At 48.1% G+C, this 16757-nt stretch carries 18 protein-coding genes; 10 read left to right on the top strand and 8 right to left on the bottom strand.

The window, feature by feature from the left end:
- Position 1: 1 nt before the first annotated feature.
- The gene (rnd, locus tag LC084_RS07760; RefSeq protein WP_226570602.1) at positions 2-1120 is read left to right on the top strand and encodes a ribonuclease D; all 1119 of its coding nucleotides are present in this window, start codon (positions 2-4) and stop codon (positions 1118-1120) included.
- Positions 1121-1205: 85 nt separating this feature from the next.
- Here the strand turns inward: rnd and minE are convergent, their stop codons facing one another.
- From minE to minC, 3 genes are read right to left on the bottom strand one after another with little or no spacing between them, the layout of a single operon-like run.
- Positions 1206-1472, bottom strand: coding sequence for a cell division topological specificity factor MinE (minE, locus tag LC084_RS07755; protein ID WP_064594084.1), 267 nt, complete (start codon positions 1470-1472; stop codon positions 1206-1208).
- A 3-nt stretch (positions 1473-1475) separates the two neighbouring features.
- A complete protein-coding gene (minD, locus tag LC084_RS07750; protein ID WP_036107324.1) occupies positions 1476-2288 on the bottom strand; it encodes a septum site-determining protein MinD in 813 nt (270 codons plus the stop codon).
- Between the two features lie 27 nt (positions 2289-2315).
- Positions 2316-3017 (bottom strand): septum site-determining protein MinC, encoded by a 702-nt coding sequence (minC, locus tag LC084_RS07745; protein ID WP_226570601.1) that lies wholly within the window; start codon positions 3015-3017, stop codon positions 2316-2318.
- Positions 3018-3141: 124 nt separating this feature from the next.
- Here minC and LC084_RS07740 point away from each other — a divergent pair, with 124 nt between their 5' ends.
- The 5 genes from LC084_RS07740 to LC084_RS07720 all read left to right on the top strand — a co-directional run bounded on the left by LC084_RS07740 (position 3142) and on the right by LC084_RS07720 (position 5355).
- A complete protein-coding gene (locus tag LC084_RS07740; RefSeq protein ID WP_226570600.1) occupies positions 3142-3417 on the top strand; it encodes a YcgL domain-containing protein in 276 nt (91 codons plus the stop codon).
- Positions 3418-3551: 134 nt separating this feature from the next.
- On the top strand, positions 3552-4211 hold the full coding sequence (locus LC084_RS07735; protein ID WP_226570599.1) for a fumarylacetoacetate hydrolase family protein: 660 nt from the start codon (positions 3552-3554) through the stop codon (positions 4209-4211).
- An 84-nt stretch (positions 4212-4295) separates the two neighbouring features.
- Positions 4296-4742 carry a YcgN family cysteine cluster protein gene (locus LC084_RS07730; protein WP_226570598.1) on the top strand — a complete coding sequence of 149 codons (447 nt, stop codon included), beginning with the start codon at positions 4296-4298 and terminating at the stop codon, positions 4740-4742.
- A gap of 185 nt (positions 4743-4927) precedes the next feature.
- A complete protein-coding gene (locus LC084_RS07725; protein WP_226570597.1) occupies positions 4928-5101 on the top strand; it encodes a GhoT/OrtT family toxin in 174 nt (57 codons plus the stop codon).
- Between the two features lie 20 nt (positions 5102-5121).
- Positions 5122-5355, top strand: a complete 234-nt coding sequence (locus LC084_RS07720; RefSeq protein WP_226570596.1) for a DUF3955 domain-containing protein — start codon at positions 5122-5124, stop codon at positions 5353-5355.
- A gap of 62 nt (positions 5356-5417) precedes the next feature.
- Here LC084_RS07720 and dsbB read toward each other — a convergent pair whose 3' ends face one another.
- Together dsbB and nhaB are read right to left on the bottom strand one after the other, a co-directional pair.
- Complete coding sequence (gene dsbB, locus LC084_RS07715) at positions 5418-5948, bottom strand: disulfide bond formation protein DsbB (RefSeq protein WP_226570595.1); 531 nt, start codon at positions 5946-5948, stop codon at positions 5418-5420.
- A gap of 145 nt (positions 5949-6093) precedes the next feature.
- Positions 6094-7656 (bottom strand): sodium/proton antiporter NhaB, encoded by a 1563-nt coding sequence (nhaB, locus tag LC084_RS07710; protein WP_226570594.1) that lies wholly within the window; start codon positions 7654-7656, stop codon positions 6094-6096.
- A gap of 229 nt (positions 7657-7885) precedes the next feature.
- On the opposite strand from nhaB, the gene fadR reads away from it, so the two are divergent.
- Positions 7886-8605 (top strand): fatty acid metabolism transcriptional regulator FadR, encoded by a 720-nt coding sequence (gene fadR, locus LC084_RS07705; protein ID WP_226570593.1) that lies wholly within the window; start codon positions 7886-7888, stop codon positions 8603-8605.
- A 352-nt stretch (positions 8606-8957) separates the two neighbouring features.
- Here fadR and LC084_RS07700 read toward each other — a convergent pair whose 3' ends face one another.
- The gene (locus tag LC084_RS07700) at positions 8958-10490 is read right to left on the bottom strand and encodes a SpoVR family protein (RefSeq protein WP_226570592.1); all 1533 of its coding nucleotides are present in this window, start codon (positions 10488-10490) and stop codon (positions 8958-8960) included.
- 322 nt (positions 10491-10812) lie between these two features.
- On the opposite strand from LC084_RS07700, the gene LC084_RS07695 reads away from it, so the two are divergent.
- A complete protein-coding gene (locus LC084_RS07695) occupies positions 10813-12129 on the top strand; it encodes a D-amino acid dehydrogenase (RefSeq protein ID WP_226570591.1) in 1317 nt (438 codons plus the stop codon).
- Positions 12126-13199: a catabolic alanine racemase DadX gene (dadX, locus tag LC084_RS07690; protein ID WP_226570590.1), complete on the top strand. Its 1074-nt coding sequence runs from the start codon at positions 12126-12128 to the stop codon at positions 13197-13199. The genes LC084_RS07695 and dadX overlap by 4 nt, the downstream gene beginning before the upstream one ends.
- 74 nt (positions 13200-13273) lie before the next feature.
- Here dadX and LC084_RS07685 read toward each other — a convergent pair whose 3' ends face one another.
- Positions 13274-15010 (bottom strand): potassium/proton antiporter, encoded by a 1737-nt coding sequence (locus LC084_RS07685; protein WP_226571170.1) that lies wholly within the window; start codon positions 15008-15010, stop codon positions 13274-13276.
- Positions 15011-15097: 87 nt separating this feature from the next.
- Positions 15098-16015: a muramoyltetrapeptide carboxypeptidase gene (gene ldcA / locus LC084_RS07680; RefSeq protein ID WP_226570589.1), complete on the bottom strand. Its 918-nt coding sequence runs from the start codon at positions 16013-16015 to the stop codon at positions 15098-15100.
- Between the two features lie 133 nt (positions 16016-16148).
- Between ldcA and emtA the strand changes: the two genes are divergently transcribed.
- Positions 16149-16757: a membrane-bound lytic murein transglycosylase EmtA gene (emtA, locus tag LC084_RS07675; protein WP_226571169.1), complete on the top strand. Its 609-nt coding sequence runs from the start codon at positions 16149-16151 to the stop codon at positions 16755-16757.

The raw sequence follows: 16757 nt of genomic DNA, 5'->3' as shown, positions 1-16757 counted from the left end.
TTTGAACTATCAGATAATTACAAATGATTCATCCCTTGAAGAAGTGTGCCAGGCCGCTGCCAGTCATACAACCCTCGCGCTTGATACTGAATTTGTCCGCACCAGAACCTTTTACCCGCAACTGGGGTTAGTACAAATGTTTGATGGGGAGCGTTTATCACTAATTGACCCGTTGAATATAACTAACTGGCAACCCTTTATTTCGTTGCTTACTCAGTCTGATATTGTCAAATATCTCCATGCTGGCAGTGAAGACCTTGAGGTCTTTCTTCACAGTTTTGGTAATTTGCCCGTCAATATGATAGACACACAAGTGCTGGCTTCTTTTACGGGAATGCCCCTTTCTACGGGGTTTGCCAAACTGGTTGAAAAATATGATGGTGTGGTGCTGGACAAGAGTGAAGCACGCACCGACTGGCTGGCCAGGCCGCTTAGTACTAAACAGTGTGAGTATGCTGCGGCTGATGTCTGGTATTTACTGCCGCTGGCAGGCAAGCTTTATCAGGAAGCGCAACAGAGTGGCTGGCTGGATGCCGCACTGGACGAATGCCAGCTTATGATGCAGCGCCGCAGCGATATCACTGACCCGGAAGAGGCCTGGCGCGACATTAGCAATGCGTGGCAATTGCGTCCACGGCAATTGGGTTGCCTCAAACTTCTGGCGTCCTGGCGCTTGCGTGAAGCCCGTAAACGTGACCTGGCGGTTAACTTCGTTGTTAAAGAAGAAAACTTGCTGTCGGTCGCTCGCTATTTACCGGGTTCACTTGGTGAGCTGGATGGCATGGGGCTTAATGGCAGCGAAATTCGCTATCATGGCAAAACGTTACTCAGCCTTGTTGAAAAGGCTCAGGAAATACCCGAAAGCGACCTGCCAGCGCCCATTAGCAGCCTGATTGATATGCCTGGCTACCGTAAAGCCTTTAAGGCGATTAAAGCTGTTGTACAACAGGTTGGGGAACAGTGTGGTCTGAGCCCGGAATTGCTGGCATCGCGCCGCCAGATAAATCAGTTACTGAACTGGCACTGGCAACTTAAGCCCGGCCTGAAACCGGAGCTGACAAATGGCTGGCGAGCAAAGTTACTGGCTGATTCCCTGAAGCCTTTACTGGCACAGTATTAACCCGCAACAGTCAGTGCCTGAACAGGCTGCGTTAGAACCTGTTCAGGCGGGCACCACATATAATTGCGTGGGTGTATAGCCAGTGTTACTTGGTTTCTTCAGTTTCGGGGAGTGTGACGTTCAATTCCAGAACTGAAATATCATCACCTTTCTGGTCTAACTGAACAGTGACCATCTCAGGGTCAATTTTCACATACCTACAAATCACTTCCAGAATATCGCGTTTTAACTGGGGCAGATATTGGGGTTCCATTTCGCTACGGCGACGTTCTGCCACAATTATCTGCAAGCGCTCTTTTGCAATATTGGCGGTATTCTTTTTTCGTGAAAGAAAAAAGTCGAGCAGTGCCATAATTTATCCTCCGAACAGGCGTTTGAGGAAACCTTTCTTTTCTTCTTCAATGAAGCGGAAAGGACGTTCTTCACCCAGCAGGCGGTCTACTGTATCGGCATAGGCTTTACCTGCATCTGACTCAGTATCAAGAATTACAGGCTCACCCTGGTTTGATGCACGTAAAACTGACTGATCTTCGGGAATCAAACCAACCAACGGAATGCGCAGAATCTCAAGCACGTCTTCCATGCTCAACATATCACCTTTATTAACCCGCCCCGGATTGTAGCGAGTCAATAGCAGGTGTTCTTTAATAGGGTCTTCGCCAGCTTCAGCGCGGCGAGATTTAGATGAAAGGATACCGAGTATGCGGTCAGAGTCACGCACAGAAGAGACTTCAGGGTTCGTAGTAATTACGGCTTCATCTGCAAAATAGAGTGCCATTAACGCCCCGGTTTCAATGCCCGCAGGTGAATCGCAGACAATGAAATCAAACTCCATTTTTTTCAGTTCGTCCAGAACCTTGCCAACCCCTTCACGAGTCAGTGCATCTTTGTCACGTGTTTGCGAGGCGGGAAGAATATGCAGGTTCTCGGTACGTTTGTCTTTAATCAGCGCCTGGTTGAGAGTTGCGTCGCCCTGAATCACATTAACGAAATCATAAACCACACGACGTTCACAACCCATGATCAAATCAAGATTACGCAGACCAATATCGAAATCGATAACAACGGTCTTTTTTCCCTTTTGGGCCAGACCTGTAGCGATGGCCGCGCTGGACGTAGTCTTTCCAACGCCCCCTTTACCCGATGTAACAACAATAATGCGTGCCATAGAGGAGTTCCTTGTTAAAGGGCTTATTTAGTATAAAGGTTGAACCGTTAAAGCGCCGCCGACCAGCTTTAGCCGTGCCGCTTTACCATAATAATCTGTTGGAACCTGGTCACTCAGCCAGTAGACCCCACCAATTGAGACCAGCTCAGCAACGAGGTGAGTACAAAATATTTGTGCGTCTTTATCACCTGCTGCGCCAGCAAGTGCCCGTCCTCGCATGGTGCCGTATACATGAATATTACCATCGGCAATAAGTTCAGCACCGGCACTCACATGATTTGTCACAACCAGATCACTGTGCTGAGCGTAGATACGTTGCCCGGAACGTACCGGGGTATCAATCAGACGTGTTCTGGAAACGGTGACTTCAGGCGTTGCAGGAGGCGTGTCTTGCTTTGCTTCACGTACTGGGCGAGGGGGTTTAGCGCCTTCAGTTAGCAAAGGAAGGCCCGCCAATTCTACTTGCGCTTTAAATTGCGGGTTTTTACTACCACTGACACCTACAACGTGTAAACCCGATGCACTAACAGCTTCATTAACTTGCTGCCAGATTATTGCGCCATCAACATCGGCTACATTCACAACAACGGGTGCATTTTTTAAAAATGCCGGGGCCTGGGCCACTTTGTCTTCAAGAGCTTTGCGGATAAGCGCGGGGTTTGCATCATGCAAATGAACCACGGAGAGTGTAAAACTACTGCCTTTTAGTTCAATGGGCGAATTTGACATCCTGGCCTTACTCAATTCAGTTTAAATTCCCGAAAATACGGGACGATATCCCAAGCATAGCAGGCATGTTATAGTTCAGAATATGTTGAAGCAAGTCACCAACGAATGATTCAGAGTAAAAAACATGTTTTGTGTGATCTATAGAAGTAGCAAGCGCGACCAGACTTATCTTTATGTTGAAAAAAAAGACGATTTCTCCCGGGTGCCGGAAGCGCTAATGGCGGGTTTTGGAAAGCCTATTATGACCATGCTCTTACCACTCAATGGTGATAAAAAGCTGGCTAATGCCAATATTGATACCGTAAGAGAAGCCCTGGAAACACAAGGGTATTATTTACAAATACCACCTCCGGTAGAGGACTTACTCAAGCAGCATCGCGAAGTACAGGATAAAAATTAATGTTCCTGCCAGGCAGCGTATTTCCCTGCTGCCTGTTTTCTTTCATCACCTTACTATTTTGTCATTGACACACCCCACGCTCACCGCAATAGTTGTTTTATCAACAAGGTAAAAACATTTTACAGGGGATTAGCATGTATCAGCATCATGACTGGCAGGGCTGTTTGCTCGATTATCCAGTAAATAAAGTGGTCTGTGTGGGGAGTAATTATGCAAAGCACATCAAAGAGATGGGCAGTGCAACCCCGCAAGAGCCTGTACTGTTTATTAAGCCAGAAACAGCATTGTGTGATTTGAAACAGCCATTGGCACTGCCGCAAGGTTTGGGTGAAATCCATCATGAAGTCGAATTAGCGGTACTCATTGGTACTACCTTACGTCAGGCAACTACCGAGCAGGTTATTCAGGGTATTGTGGGTTATGGTGTGGCACTTGATCTGACTTTGCGCCAGGTTCAGGCGGAACTGAAAAAAACGGGGCGGCCTTGGGAAAAAGCGAAAGGGTTTGATAACGCTTGCCCGATGTCTGGTTTTATCCCGGCTAAAGATTTTGCTAATAATCCACAAAATACAGTTTTAGGGTTAAAAATTAATGGCGAATGGCGCCAGCAAGGGAATACGGAAGATATGATCACGCCGATCATTCCGTTAATTGCTTATATGAGCAAATATTTCACCTTACGCCCTGGTGATGTAGTGCTCACTGGTACGCCGGAAGGGGTTGGCCCGCTAAACAGCGGTGATAATTTGGAAGTGGTTTTTGACGGGAAGTCGGTATCTACTCGAGTGTTGTAGTGCCCAGGTCATCAATTTAAAGACTTGCATCCTGGGTGCAGAGTGTTTATAAGGTGCAGCTTATTTTTGATGGTGGGCTAAATAATGGCGGCAGAAGAATTTTGGGCAGTGAAAACCCTGGAGCAGATGAGTGATGCTGAGTGGGAGTCGTTGTGTGATGGGTGTGGGCAATGTTGTCTTCACAAATTGCAGGATGAAGATACTGACGAAATTTATTTTACCAATGTTGCCTGCCAGCAGCTTAATATCAAATCCTGCCAGTGCCGTAATTATTCCCGCCGCTTTGAATATGAGCCCGACTGTATCAAGCTCACGCGTGAAAACCTGACACAGTTTGAATGGTTACCACCCACTTGCGCTTACCGCCTGGTGGGTGAGGGCAAACCGCTTCCAATCTGGCATCCATTGCGTACTGGTTCTAAAGCGGCAATGCATGCTGAGCGCATTTCAGTGCGCCATATTGCTGTGCGTGAATCAGATGTGCGTGACTGGGAAGAGCATATTTTGAATAAGCCGGAGTGGGAGAAATAATTCTGCTCCCGTCTTAAATTGATAGCCTGTCTTATGATAGCGGGTATCTGGCCGTTCACCCTGTTTTATAGGCCTTTTTTACCGACTCACCGCTGCAGTAGTAAATCTCAGAGTGATAAACTTGATCTGAGTCAACAAAACGCGCATATTACGCCAGCAAGTCAAGTGACGTTTTGTGTGAAACTATGACAATTTACCAGAAGATGTTGGTTTTTTATGGCGTAATGGCATTTTTATGCACGCTGATTACGTTTTTTTTGGCAAAGGAAAGGCCAGTTATTCGGGGATTAAGCGCGTTGTTAGTCGGGGCAACCTGGCCTATGAGTTTTCCTGTCGCGTTGCTTTTCTGTTTGTTTTGATACCATCAGGAACGAATAACATGCAAAAGTGGATTCGAGGTATTTGGATATTCGCTTTCTTAGTGGCTACTGGCGCATTTTTAGCTGCTTATTATGTTTTCCCACCAGTGGTTGATGCGTACGGCGTATTACATGACCCTTTGCCACTGATCCCGGTCGCTGCTATTTGTATCATAATTGGCATGTGTTTTATTGTGGCTGATGTGATAACGGCATTGCGTAATATTGAGGCGAAACGCCAAACTCACCAGTAATTTCCTGAACGTGATGCAAAATTAAAGGGAGGCTGCGGCCTCCCTTTAATATATACAATTGCTTAGCGGCCAAACAGGTCGCGTCTTTTCGGTTTAAAAGGCTGCGCAATGATAACCAGCACGGCCATAACCAGGTAAGCTGCAAAAATCCCTACCAGCCATTGTGGCATATCCAGTGTAAGGAATTGCCACTGGCGTACGGAGCAGTCTCCTGTCGCGACAAACACTTGTGGCACCCATTGATCAAGTGGTAACCAGGTTGGAAAATCTACCTTGAAAGGGCACACAGCAAAGGGCGATGGGTGAAGTTGCAACATGGTATGTTCCCAGGAAAGCTGTAACCCACGTACAGCACTGTAAACCCAGATAATCATCGCCACAAAGCGCAAAGGTGTTTTGGGGGCAATAGCACCCACCAGTGATGCGGCTAAAATACCAAACAAAGCGCAACGTTCATAAATACACATAACGCAAGGCTGTAATTTCATAACATGTTGAAACCACAGAGCCGTCAATTCCAGTGCTAATGCCGTCAATGCCATTAATAGCCAGGCTCCACGGCCACGTGAACACTGGTTTAAATATCGCAACATAATTTTTTATCCCGGATATATCACTGTGTGGCAGTCTACCCCAACTTACTGATTGCGCCAGCGAAATATCAAACAATAGCGTAAGAAAATCTGAACCTGCAAAAGAACCCCGCTTGTGAGTTCTTTTGCAATAACTGACCTTTTGTTATTCCACCATTGATAAGGTTGGCGAAGTGAACCAGTGATGCACTTGCATCCACTCAGTCATAGGAATCAGCGTGAATTCAACGCAGAACAACCCTACCAAAGTCAGGACAATAGTGTAAGGCAATGCCATGATAACCATCCGCCCATATGAGAGGCGAATCAAGGGTGCCAGTGCTGAGGTAAGCAGAAACAGAAATGCTGCCTGGCCATTGGGTGTGGCAACGGATGGCAGGTTGGTGCCAGTATTGATGGCAACCGCCAGCATTTCATATTGCTTAAGTGTAATGACCCCTGCTTCCAGTGCGCTTTTGGCTTCGTTGATGTAAACCGTTCCGACAAACACGTTATCAGAAATGGATGACAGCACGCCGGTAAATAAATAAAACAAGGAGAGCTGCGCGTGGGGGCTGGCATTCAGTACAAACTGAATGATTGGGGTAAATAAGTGCTGGTCGATAATAACGGCAACGACCGAAAAGAACACGGTTAACAAAGCCGTGAAAGGCAGGGCCTCGGTAAACGCTTTTCCGATTGCATGTTCATCGGTTACACCGCACAACGCTGTTGCGAAAATAATCACCGATAAACCAATCAGGCCAACCTCAGCTAAGTGCAGAGCCAGCGCGACAATCAACCATACTGCAATGATTCCCTGAACAACCAGGCGCACGGTGTCCTGGCGTGTACGCTTTTTGCTGCTGCGTAGTTCATAGTCCTGGAGTATCTGGCGAACTTTTTCGGGGAGTGGGTCACCATAACCAAAGGTGCGGGTCTTTTCTAACAACACACAAGTGATAACACCGAAAAATAGCACCGGAATGGTTACAGGCGCCATGCGCAGCAAAAAGTCTTTAAAATGCCAGCCAGCTGCACTGGCAATGATCAGGTTCTGCGGTTCGCCCACCATGGTCATTACGCCACCCAGTGCTGTGCCCACCCCTGCATGCATCATCAGGCTGCGTAAAAATCCGCGGAATTGTTCGAGGATGGTTCTGCTGTCTGTTTCCAGGCTGCTGTCATCAAGAATATTGCCTTCTTCTCCACTATTGGAAGCCACCTGGTGATAGATGCCATAAAAACCTACCGCCACGCTGATGATAACAGCGACAACTGTCAGGGCATCGAGAAATGCCGACATAAATGCTGCTGCCAGGCAGAAAGCCATAGACAAGATGACTTTAGAACGAATACCGAGCAGCAACCGGGTAAAAATCGTTAACAGCAGCTGTTTCATAAAATAGATACCTGCCACCATAAAAATCAGCAGCAGAATGACTTCCAGGTTACCTGCTATTTCATGGCGTACACGCTCGGGCGTTGTCATCCCAATTACCAGGGCTTCGAAAGCCAGCAAACCACCAGGTAATAACGGATAGCATTTCAGGGCCATAGCCAGGGTGAATATAAACTCTGCTACTAATAACCAGCCAGCAACAAACGGGCTGATGAAAAAGAAACAAAGGGGGTTGATAACCAAGAAGATGAGTAGCGCCAACTTATACCAGTCTGGGGACTGGCCAAGAAAATTGCGGTATAACGCACGGCCAATAGATATTTCCATGGATTAAATGTTATTCCTCGACATAAAATATTGAGTTGTTTTTTTTACTTTGCTCAGGTTACCCGGCAGCCATCGCTGGATCAAGGGCGAAGCCAGATTGGCCGCAACGTAAAGTTGGCGGAAATAATACTGAGATCCCTTTTTTACCGTGGTGCCAGGGTATCTGGCGTTACTGGCATCTGGTATGATGAGTGTATTTTGCAGAACTTGTGTAACTGGAAATAACTCTATGGTCATTAAGGCGCAAAGCCCGGCGGGTTTCGCTGAAGAGTACATCATTGAAAGTATCTGGAATAATCGGTTTCCACCCGGCTCCATCTTACCAGCAGAGCGTGAGCTGTCAGAGCTTATTGGCGTAACGCGAACGACTCTGCGTGAAGTCTTGCAACGCCTGGCTCGGGATGGTTGGTTAACTATCCAACATGGTAAGCCAACCAAAGTGAACAATTTCTGGGAAACGTCCGGGCTCAATATCCTGGAAACGCTGGCCCGCCTCGATCACGACAGCGTGCCACAGCTAATTGATAACCTGCTGTCAGTGCGTACCAATATTGCGACTATTTTTATTCGCACAGCATTTCGTCAGCATCCGGACCAGGCAACGCAGGTTCTGGATAAAGCCAATGCGGTGGAAGACCATGCTGACGCGTTTGCTGATTTGGATTACAACATATTTCGTGGCCTGGCATTTGCTTCCGGCAACCCCATTTATGGTTTGATCCTTAATGGGATGAAGGGGTTGTATACCCGCATTGGCCGCCATTATTTCTCGAGCCCGGAAGCCCGTAATCTTGCGTTAGGTTTCTACCACAAATTAGCCACTATCTGTAAAGATGGCCTGGTAGACCAGGTCTATGACGTTGTGCGTACCTACGGACGGGAAAGTGGTGAAATTTGGCACCGTATGCATAAAACCATGCCGGGCGACCTTGCCATTCACAGCCGATAATTAAGCCCGTAATTAAGATGAGTAGTTGGTGGCAGGTGTTTGTATAACCATGCAACTCAAGATGTTAGCCCAGTTATGACTCGTGGCCGTTGCGTAAAAGAGCCTGGTTTAAAGCGCAGGATGTAAATATAAAAATGCCAGCTAATGCTGGCGTGAGTCTTATGACAAACATCATGTTCGTACAGAACGAGAAGATGTCACCTAATAAAAAACCTGGAAAATCAATTGATTGATTTTCGGCTGCTAACTAAAAAGAAGGGAAAACCACGATTTTCCCTTCTTTTTCATCAATCTTACGCCAGCTAATGCTGGCGTTTCGCTTTCTATTCTGCCATTTCACTCACAACACATATTACGTGTTACGTTGTGGGCAGCGCTCCAACAATTCTACGCTACCATCTTCATTTTGCTGCTCCAGGTTCACATCAAAACCCCATAAGCGGTGAACATGCTTCATTACCTCTCTGCGGCTTTTATCGAGTGGAGCCCGGCTTTGCGGTATATAGCGCAATGTCAGTGAACGGTCGCCACGCAAGTCAACATTCCAGACCTGAATATTAGGTTCAAGGTTACTCAGGTTGTACTGGGCTGATAAACGGTTACGTATGTCGCGGTAGCCTTCTTCATTATGAATGGCAGAGATCTCAAGAAAATTATTTCTGTCATCATCCAACACGGCAAAGAAGCGAAAATCGCGCATAAGCTTGGGCGACATAAACTGGCTGATAAAGCTTTCATCTTTAAAATCACGCATGGCGAAATGAAGTGTATCCAGCCAGTCTTTCCCTGCAATATCCGGGAACCAATACTTATCCTCCTCCGTCGGCGTTTGGCAAATACGCTTAATATCCTGGAACATAGCAAAACCCAGAGCATAAGGGTTGATGCCATTATACCAAGGGCTGTTATAGGGAGGCTGGTACACAACGTTAGTATGGCTGTGCAAAAACTCAAGCATAAAGCGGTCGGTGAGTTTTCCCTCATCATACAAATGATTCAAAATACTGTAGTGCCAGAATGTTGCCCAGCCTTCATTCATAACCTGGGTTTGTTTTTGCGGGTAGAAATACTGACTGACTTTACGAACAATGCGTAAAATTTCACGCTGCCATGGCTCTAACAATGGCGCGTTTTTTTCCATAAAATACAGTAAGTTTTCTTGTGGTTCGGCTGGGAACCGGCGTTGAGTATCAGCCAGTTTTTCTTCATCCTCTTTACGTGGCAGTGTTCGCCATAGCATGTTGACCTGGCTTTGCAGGTATTCTTCCCGGCTTTTCTGGCGGGCTTTCTCTTCCTGCAACGAAATTTTCTGTGGGCGTTTGTAGCGATCCACACCATAGTTCATCAGTGCATGGCAGGAGTCGAGCAGCTTCTCTACTTCTTCCACCCCGTGGCGTTCTTCACACTCGGTAATGTATTTCCGGGCAAAGATAAGGTAGTCGATAATAGAACTGGCATCTGTCCAGCTACGGAACAGATAGTTATTTTTAAAGAAAGAGTTATGCCCATAACAGGCATGCGCCATAACCAACGCCTGCATGGTCATGGTATTTTCTTCCATCAGGTAAGCAATACAGGGATTGGAGTTAATCACAATTTCATAGGCGAGCCCTTGCTGCCCATGCTTGTACATACGCTCTGTTTCAATGAATTTTTTACCAAATGACCAATGAGGGTAATTGATAGGCATACCAACACTGGAATAGGCATCCATCATTTGTTCTGAAGTAATAATCTCAATTTGGTGTGGATAGGTGCTAAGCCGGTAATGCTTTGCAACTCTGTCAATTTCTTGCAAATAGCTATCCAGTAACTCAAACGTCCAGTCTGGCCCATCACTCAGACGTTTTTCTTTCCGTGTCTCGGATGCTGTCAGTGTGACCATAAGCGCGCCCCTCAAGTTTCAGTTCCGGTAATAAAGGGAACCGTCTTCTTAAGCATAGAACACACCAGCAACTTAGGGAGTGCTGACGTATATTTTTCATCATCAGATATACGCAATTTTTTTCGGTTAAAACTGCGGATGCAGCATTTTCCTCTGTAAAAAAATAGCGCCGATAACTTTTTGGCATTAAGCGCTACATATAGCTGCATCCTGATGTTGTGAGAGTGCTCACCATAAAAAAGTCATATGTTGAATAACATTTTCATCTGGGTTATCAATTTGTGACCAGATGATTATTCTTTATCGACTATTGAGGTTGGATATGCGAGTGGTGGTGCTTGGAAGTGGAGTGGTTGGTGTTGCAAGCGCCTGGTATTTACGCCAGGCAGGCCACGATGTCACAGTCGTTGACCGTCAGCCTGATGCAGCAGAAGAAACCAGTGCCGGGAATGCCGGGCAGGTTTCACCAGGTTATGCTGCGCCTTGGGCGGCTCCGGGGATCCCGTTGAAAGCGGTTAAATGGATGTTTCAGCGCCATGCACCGCTTGCTATTCACCTGGATGGTTCCGCAGCACAGTTAAAGTGGATGTGGCAGATGCTACGCAACTGTGATGCGGCACACTATGCACAGAATAAAGCGCGGATGGTACGTCTTGCTGAATATAGCCGTGATTGTTTGCGTGGATTGCGTGAGGACACCGGGATTGAGTATGAAGGGCGTCAGGGAGGAACACTGCAGCTATTTAGAACAGCGGCACAGTTTGCCAGTGCAGAGAAAGATATCGCTGTACTTCGGGAAGCGGGGGTACCGTATCAGTTACTGGAGTCTGCAGAGTTGGCAACAATAGAACCAGCACTGGCTAATGTTGCATATAAACTCACAGGTGGTCTGCGGTTACCGAATGATGAAACAGGTGACTGCCAGCTCTTTACGAAAAACCTTGCCAAAATGGCTGTGAATGCAGGGGTTAATTTCAGGTTCAATACGGCTATTGACCAGTTACTGGTTGAAGGTGACAGGCTTGCTGGTGTGCGTTGTGGCGAGGAAATTTTGCAAGCCGATGCCTGGGTACTTGCTCTTGGTGCCTGGTCGACATCAATGCTTAATGACATTGTTTCCATTCCTGTTTATCCACTGAAAGGATATTCACTGACTATCCCAGTTGCCAACGAGTCTGGCGCACCGGTTTCAACGGTGTTGGATGAAACCTATAAAATTGCCATAACGCGTTTCGATGAACGGATTCGGGTTGGCGGTATGGCTGAGATTGTTGGGTTCAACATGGACTTACCGGAACGCCGGCGCAAAACCCTGGAAATGGTTGTCCGGGATCTGTACCCACAGGGTGGCCATGTTGAGCAGGCAACATTCTGGACGGGTTTGCGCCCAATGACACCGGACGGCACGCCCGTTATTGGGCCTACGAGGTTGCGTAATTTGTGGCTTAATACCGGGCATGGCACTCTCGGATGGACAATGGCATGTGGGTCAGGGAAGCTAATTACTGACCTGGTTTCCGGCCGCCAACCGGACATCGAATCCGCTGATCTTGGGGTGATACGTTATCAGCCAGGATTCTCAGCACGTCCGGCTCGTTCATCTGTCAATCCTGGTGTGCACCACGGGGAGGGTGTATGACCCGCCCAATTAGTGCCACTATTGATTTACAGGCCATCAGCCATAATTTGTGCCAGGTGCGTCAGCAGGCAGCCCATACGAAAATCTGGAGTGTTGTGAAAGCCGATGCCTACGGGCATGGGCTGAAGCGTATCTGGCCGGCACTGGCTAGCGGGACTGACGGATTTGCTTTGCTGAATATTGAAGATGCATTGTGGTTAAGACAAGCGGGCTGGAGAGGGCCAATCCTGCTCCTTGAGGGCTTTTTTGATGCTCAGGAACTGGCCTTGTGCCATGAGTACGGGTTGACTACCAGTGTTCACAGTGACTGGCAACTGGCAATGCTGGCAGCCAGTTCGGGTAAAAAACCGGTCAATGTCTACCTGAAAACAAATAGTGGTATGAACCGACTGGGTTTTCGTCCTGAACAGGTGAATTCCGTCTGGCAGCAATTAGTTTCACTAACGCAGGTGGGTGAAATTACCCTGATGGCGCACTTTGCAAGGGCCGACCAGCCGGGTGGCATTGACGACGCAATGGTATGTATCAACCAGGCGGCGGAAGGTTTGGATATACCCCGTTCACTGGCAAACTCAGCAGCCGTACTGTGGTGCCCTGAAGCCCATTATGATTGGGTCAGGCCTGGCATTGTTTTGTATGGTGCATCACCATCGAGCCACCCTCAGGATATTGCCCCCTTTGGGCTCCAACCTGCAATGACGGTGAACAGCCGAATCATTGCTATCCAGCACCTTAATGCTGGCGACACCGTAGGGTACGGCAGCCGTTATCGCGCTACAAAAAAACAGCGTATAGGTATTGTTGCTGCAGGATATGCCGATGGTTACCCAAGAACGGCGACAGACGCTACACCCATTTGGGTCGATGGTGTTATGACAACATTAGCAGGGGCCGTGAGCATGGATATGCTGGCAGTTGATTTAACGCCTTGCCCACATGCTGATATTGGCTCGCCTGTTGAACTGTGGGGGCGCAATGTATTGGTAGATGATGTTGCCCGTGCAGCAGGAACTATTGGCTATGAGCTGATGTGCGCGTTGGCACCGCGTGTACCAGTTGTGACACTGTAACGTAAACCCGGTTCATCACTCGCCCCTGGTATGTAACGTTCATATCCAGGGGCATTGTTATCTTGCAAACAAGCTTACTGCGACTCTTCGTCGGCAAAACGCAAGCCGAGCTTACTGATACGGTTATTTTCTTTCTCTGCTATGGTCCAGATCATGCCTGCATATTCAATCTGATCGCCCACAACGGGTTCTGCACCCAAAATATGAACAAACATTTCTCCCACGCTTTGCTCGTGATTTGTATCCCCTGACAGGTCCAAATCATAAATAACCGCAACATCGCCCAGGCGAGCACTGGCATCCAGAACAAAGTCACCAAAGAAGCGCTGATCCAGCGAGACAGATTCAGGTGGTGTGCGGCTGAATAATTTCCCCAGGGCAGGCAAATCGCGCTCGCGTCCAATAACGCACAAGATATCGCCTTCTTCAAGGCGGGTACTGCCGGAAGGATGAAGCAGCGTATTATCGCGAAACAGCGCGGCAATCCGGGTTTCTGGTGGCATTTGCAGGTCTCGCAATGCCGCACCGATGCACCATTTTTCGGCGCTGAGTTGGTAAACAAACTGCTCCCAAGGGTTACGTGGGTGAATATCCAGCCCGATGCGTGAAATAGGCCAGCCAGTCAGTGGCACGATAACTTTGGCCTTCTTTGCCGCGAACCCTAAGGTACTACCCTGCAAAAAGAGTGATACCAGCACCACAAAAAAGGCCACATTGAAGAACAGTGATGCGTTGTCCAGGCCTGCCATCATCGGGAATACGGCCAAAATAATCGGCACGGCACCTCGCAAGCCAACCCAACTGATGAAAACCCGCTCGCGTAAGTTGAAGCCACGGAAAGGTAGCAACCCAATAAGCACGGACAGGGGGCGGGCGAAAAAAATCATCCATAAAGACAATAACAATGCAGGCAGGGCAATGGCCCACAAATTAGATGGCGTGACGAGTAACCCCAACACCAGGAACATGCCAATCTGTGCCAGCCAGGCCAGGCCATCGAAAGTTTGCAGGATACCAAAGCGGCTGCGAATTGGCCGGTTACCCAGCAGGAAACCACACAAATAAACGGCGAGGATCCCGCTACCATTAAGTTCTGTGGTAATGGCGAAAATCATTATTCCACCGCTGAGTGCCAATAGCGGATACAACCCATGCGGCAGGCTGATACGGTTAATGGTTTGGAGTAATACCCAGCCACCGCCCAGCCCAAGGGTAATACCTAAACCAAATTGCTGGATAATGTGTACCACAAACATTAAGTCAAGCCCGGTCTGGTGGCGTTGAATCATCTCTATCAAGGTTATGGTTAAAAACACCGCCATTGGGTCGTTGCTGCCGGATTCGATTTCCAGTGTTGAACTGACGCGCTCATTCAACCCTTTACCCCCGAGCATGGAAAAGACAGCGGCGGCATCGGTCGAGCCAACAATCGCGCCTATCAATAATCCTTGCATTAAATCGAGGTTGAACAGCCATGCGGCTGCAATACCTGTAAGGCCGGAGGTTATCAGAACCCCCACAGTGGCGAGAGAAAGGGAAGGCCAGAGCGCAACCCTGAATGAACTGGCCTGGGTTCGCATTCCGCCATCAAGCAGTATCATCGCAAGAGCAAGGTTACTGATGAGATATGCGAAGGGGTAATTATCGAAAGGAATTCCACCGATACCATCTACCCCAGCCAGCATCCCGATAGCGAGGAAAATAATCAGAATGGGAATGCCAAGACGCGATGAGAAGGAGCTCAATAAAATGCTACAGGTAACCAGCAACGATCCCAGTATAAAAAGCTTAAAAATGACATCAGCGTCCAAGACCACATATCTCCTTATAGTGAAGTGTTCGTTTCTTAAACGCTACCACAGTTTTCATCAATGAAACCCGTGAAATAGCGTTTATTTTTAACGGCGTAACACTGGATGACCTGAGATCGTTAACATCGCCATGTCTCCCTGGTGTGATAAACGTGCCGTCGCACCCAGCGGCAGTGTTACTGTGCGGGCTTCATGGCCGAAATTCAGCCCGGTAACCAGCGGCACGGTCAGTTTGCTGCGCAGGAAATCACACATAACATCGAAATTGTAGCCGTCATCATAGCTATTAAGTGTAGTTCCGTTAAAACTGCCGAGAATAATGGCACGTTGCTTATTGAGAATGCCAGCACGCAGGAGTTGTATCAGCATGCGTTCGACCCGGAAAGGGTGTTCATTCACATCTTCCAGAACCAGAATTCCCCCGTCAATATTGGGTAACCAGGATGAGCCAACCATAGATGCTATCATGGAAAGGTTGCCACCCCACAGAGTGCCGCTAGTTTCGAAAGGCGTACTTTCGCTTACCCACTGCAATGTGAACTCTGGTTCTTGCAAGGCCTGCCAGAAATGGTTCCAGGTGAACGTATTGAGGTCTTCAGCACCAAAATTACCCGTAAGCATTGGGCCACTAAAGGTGATGGCCTGCGGGTGTTTGGCCAGTAATGCCATTTGAAAAGCAGTAAAATCGCTGTGCCCACAGATAGCCAGAGGTGCTTGTTCAAGGCGTTGGGCAATGGCGTCAAAATCGATGGATTCAACCAGGCGGGTCATGCCGTATCCACCCCGAACAGCTAACACAATGTCGGTGCTATTGCTCAGTTGGGCAATTTCAGAAAGATCGGAAAGTCGGGCATTGTCATCTCCCGCAAAACGCTGGAAACGGCGTGGAAGTACTGCCTGGTTTTGTACCTCATGCCCTGAACTGACCAGCCTTTCCACGCCACGGCGTGCGGCTTCCTGCTTAACACAATAACCTGAAGGGGCGATGAGATGAATAACTGGCATGCTAATTCCTTGCTGACTTGGCGACGTATTTGAGTATGATGCCGCGTACACCTTGTGTTGTCATCAACAGGTGTTCGTTACCAGCGTAGTTGGTGCAATTATGAACAGGATGAAGGGAAGACGGATGCGGTATGTGAAGTCCAGGTGGTTACTGTTTTTGGTGGTGCTATTAGTTGGCTGTTCTGGCCATGAATATAAACAACAACCCTGGGATCCTGAATTGCCTGTCGCACGGGCAAAACAGTGGATGCCAATAAGCCAGCAGGCAGGGAGTTCATGGGGTGTCAGCCCCGAGTTGATTACCGCAATTATTGCCGTTGAATCCGGTGGCAATCCAAATGTAGTCAGTGCTTCTAACGCCGTTGGGCTTATGCAAATCAAAGCTTCTACCGCCGGGAAAGATGTCTGGCGGCGTATGGGGTGGGCAGGGCAACCAACCGACAGTGAGTTGAAGAACCCAGAGCGGAATATATCTGTGGGGGCGGCTTACCTCAGCATTCTTGAAAAAGGGCCATTGGCAGGCATCCAGGATCCGGAAGTGATGCAGGATGCACTGGCTGTCTCCTATGCCAATGGCGCGGGAGCGCTACTGCGTTCGTTTTCTTCTGACAGAGCAACGGCAATTGAGAAAATCAACAAACTTGACCGCGACGCTTTTTTTCAGCATGTGGTAAAAAAACACCCTGCAGCACAAGCGCCGCGTTATTTATGGAAAATAAATAAAGCGCTGGATGCCATGTAA

Origin of the sequence: Mangrovibacter yixingensis (assembly GCF_020523985.1) — a bacterium.
GTDB classification, from domain to species: domain Bacteria; phylum Pseudomonadota; class Gammaproteobacteria; order Enterobacterales; family Enterobacteriaceae; genus Mangrovibacter; species Mangrovibacter yixingensis.
The sequence above is the reverse complement of the archived record's forward strand: the minus strand, read 5'-3'. Positions and strand labels throughout refer to the sequence as shown.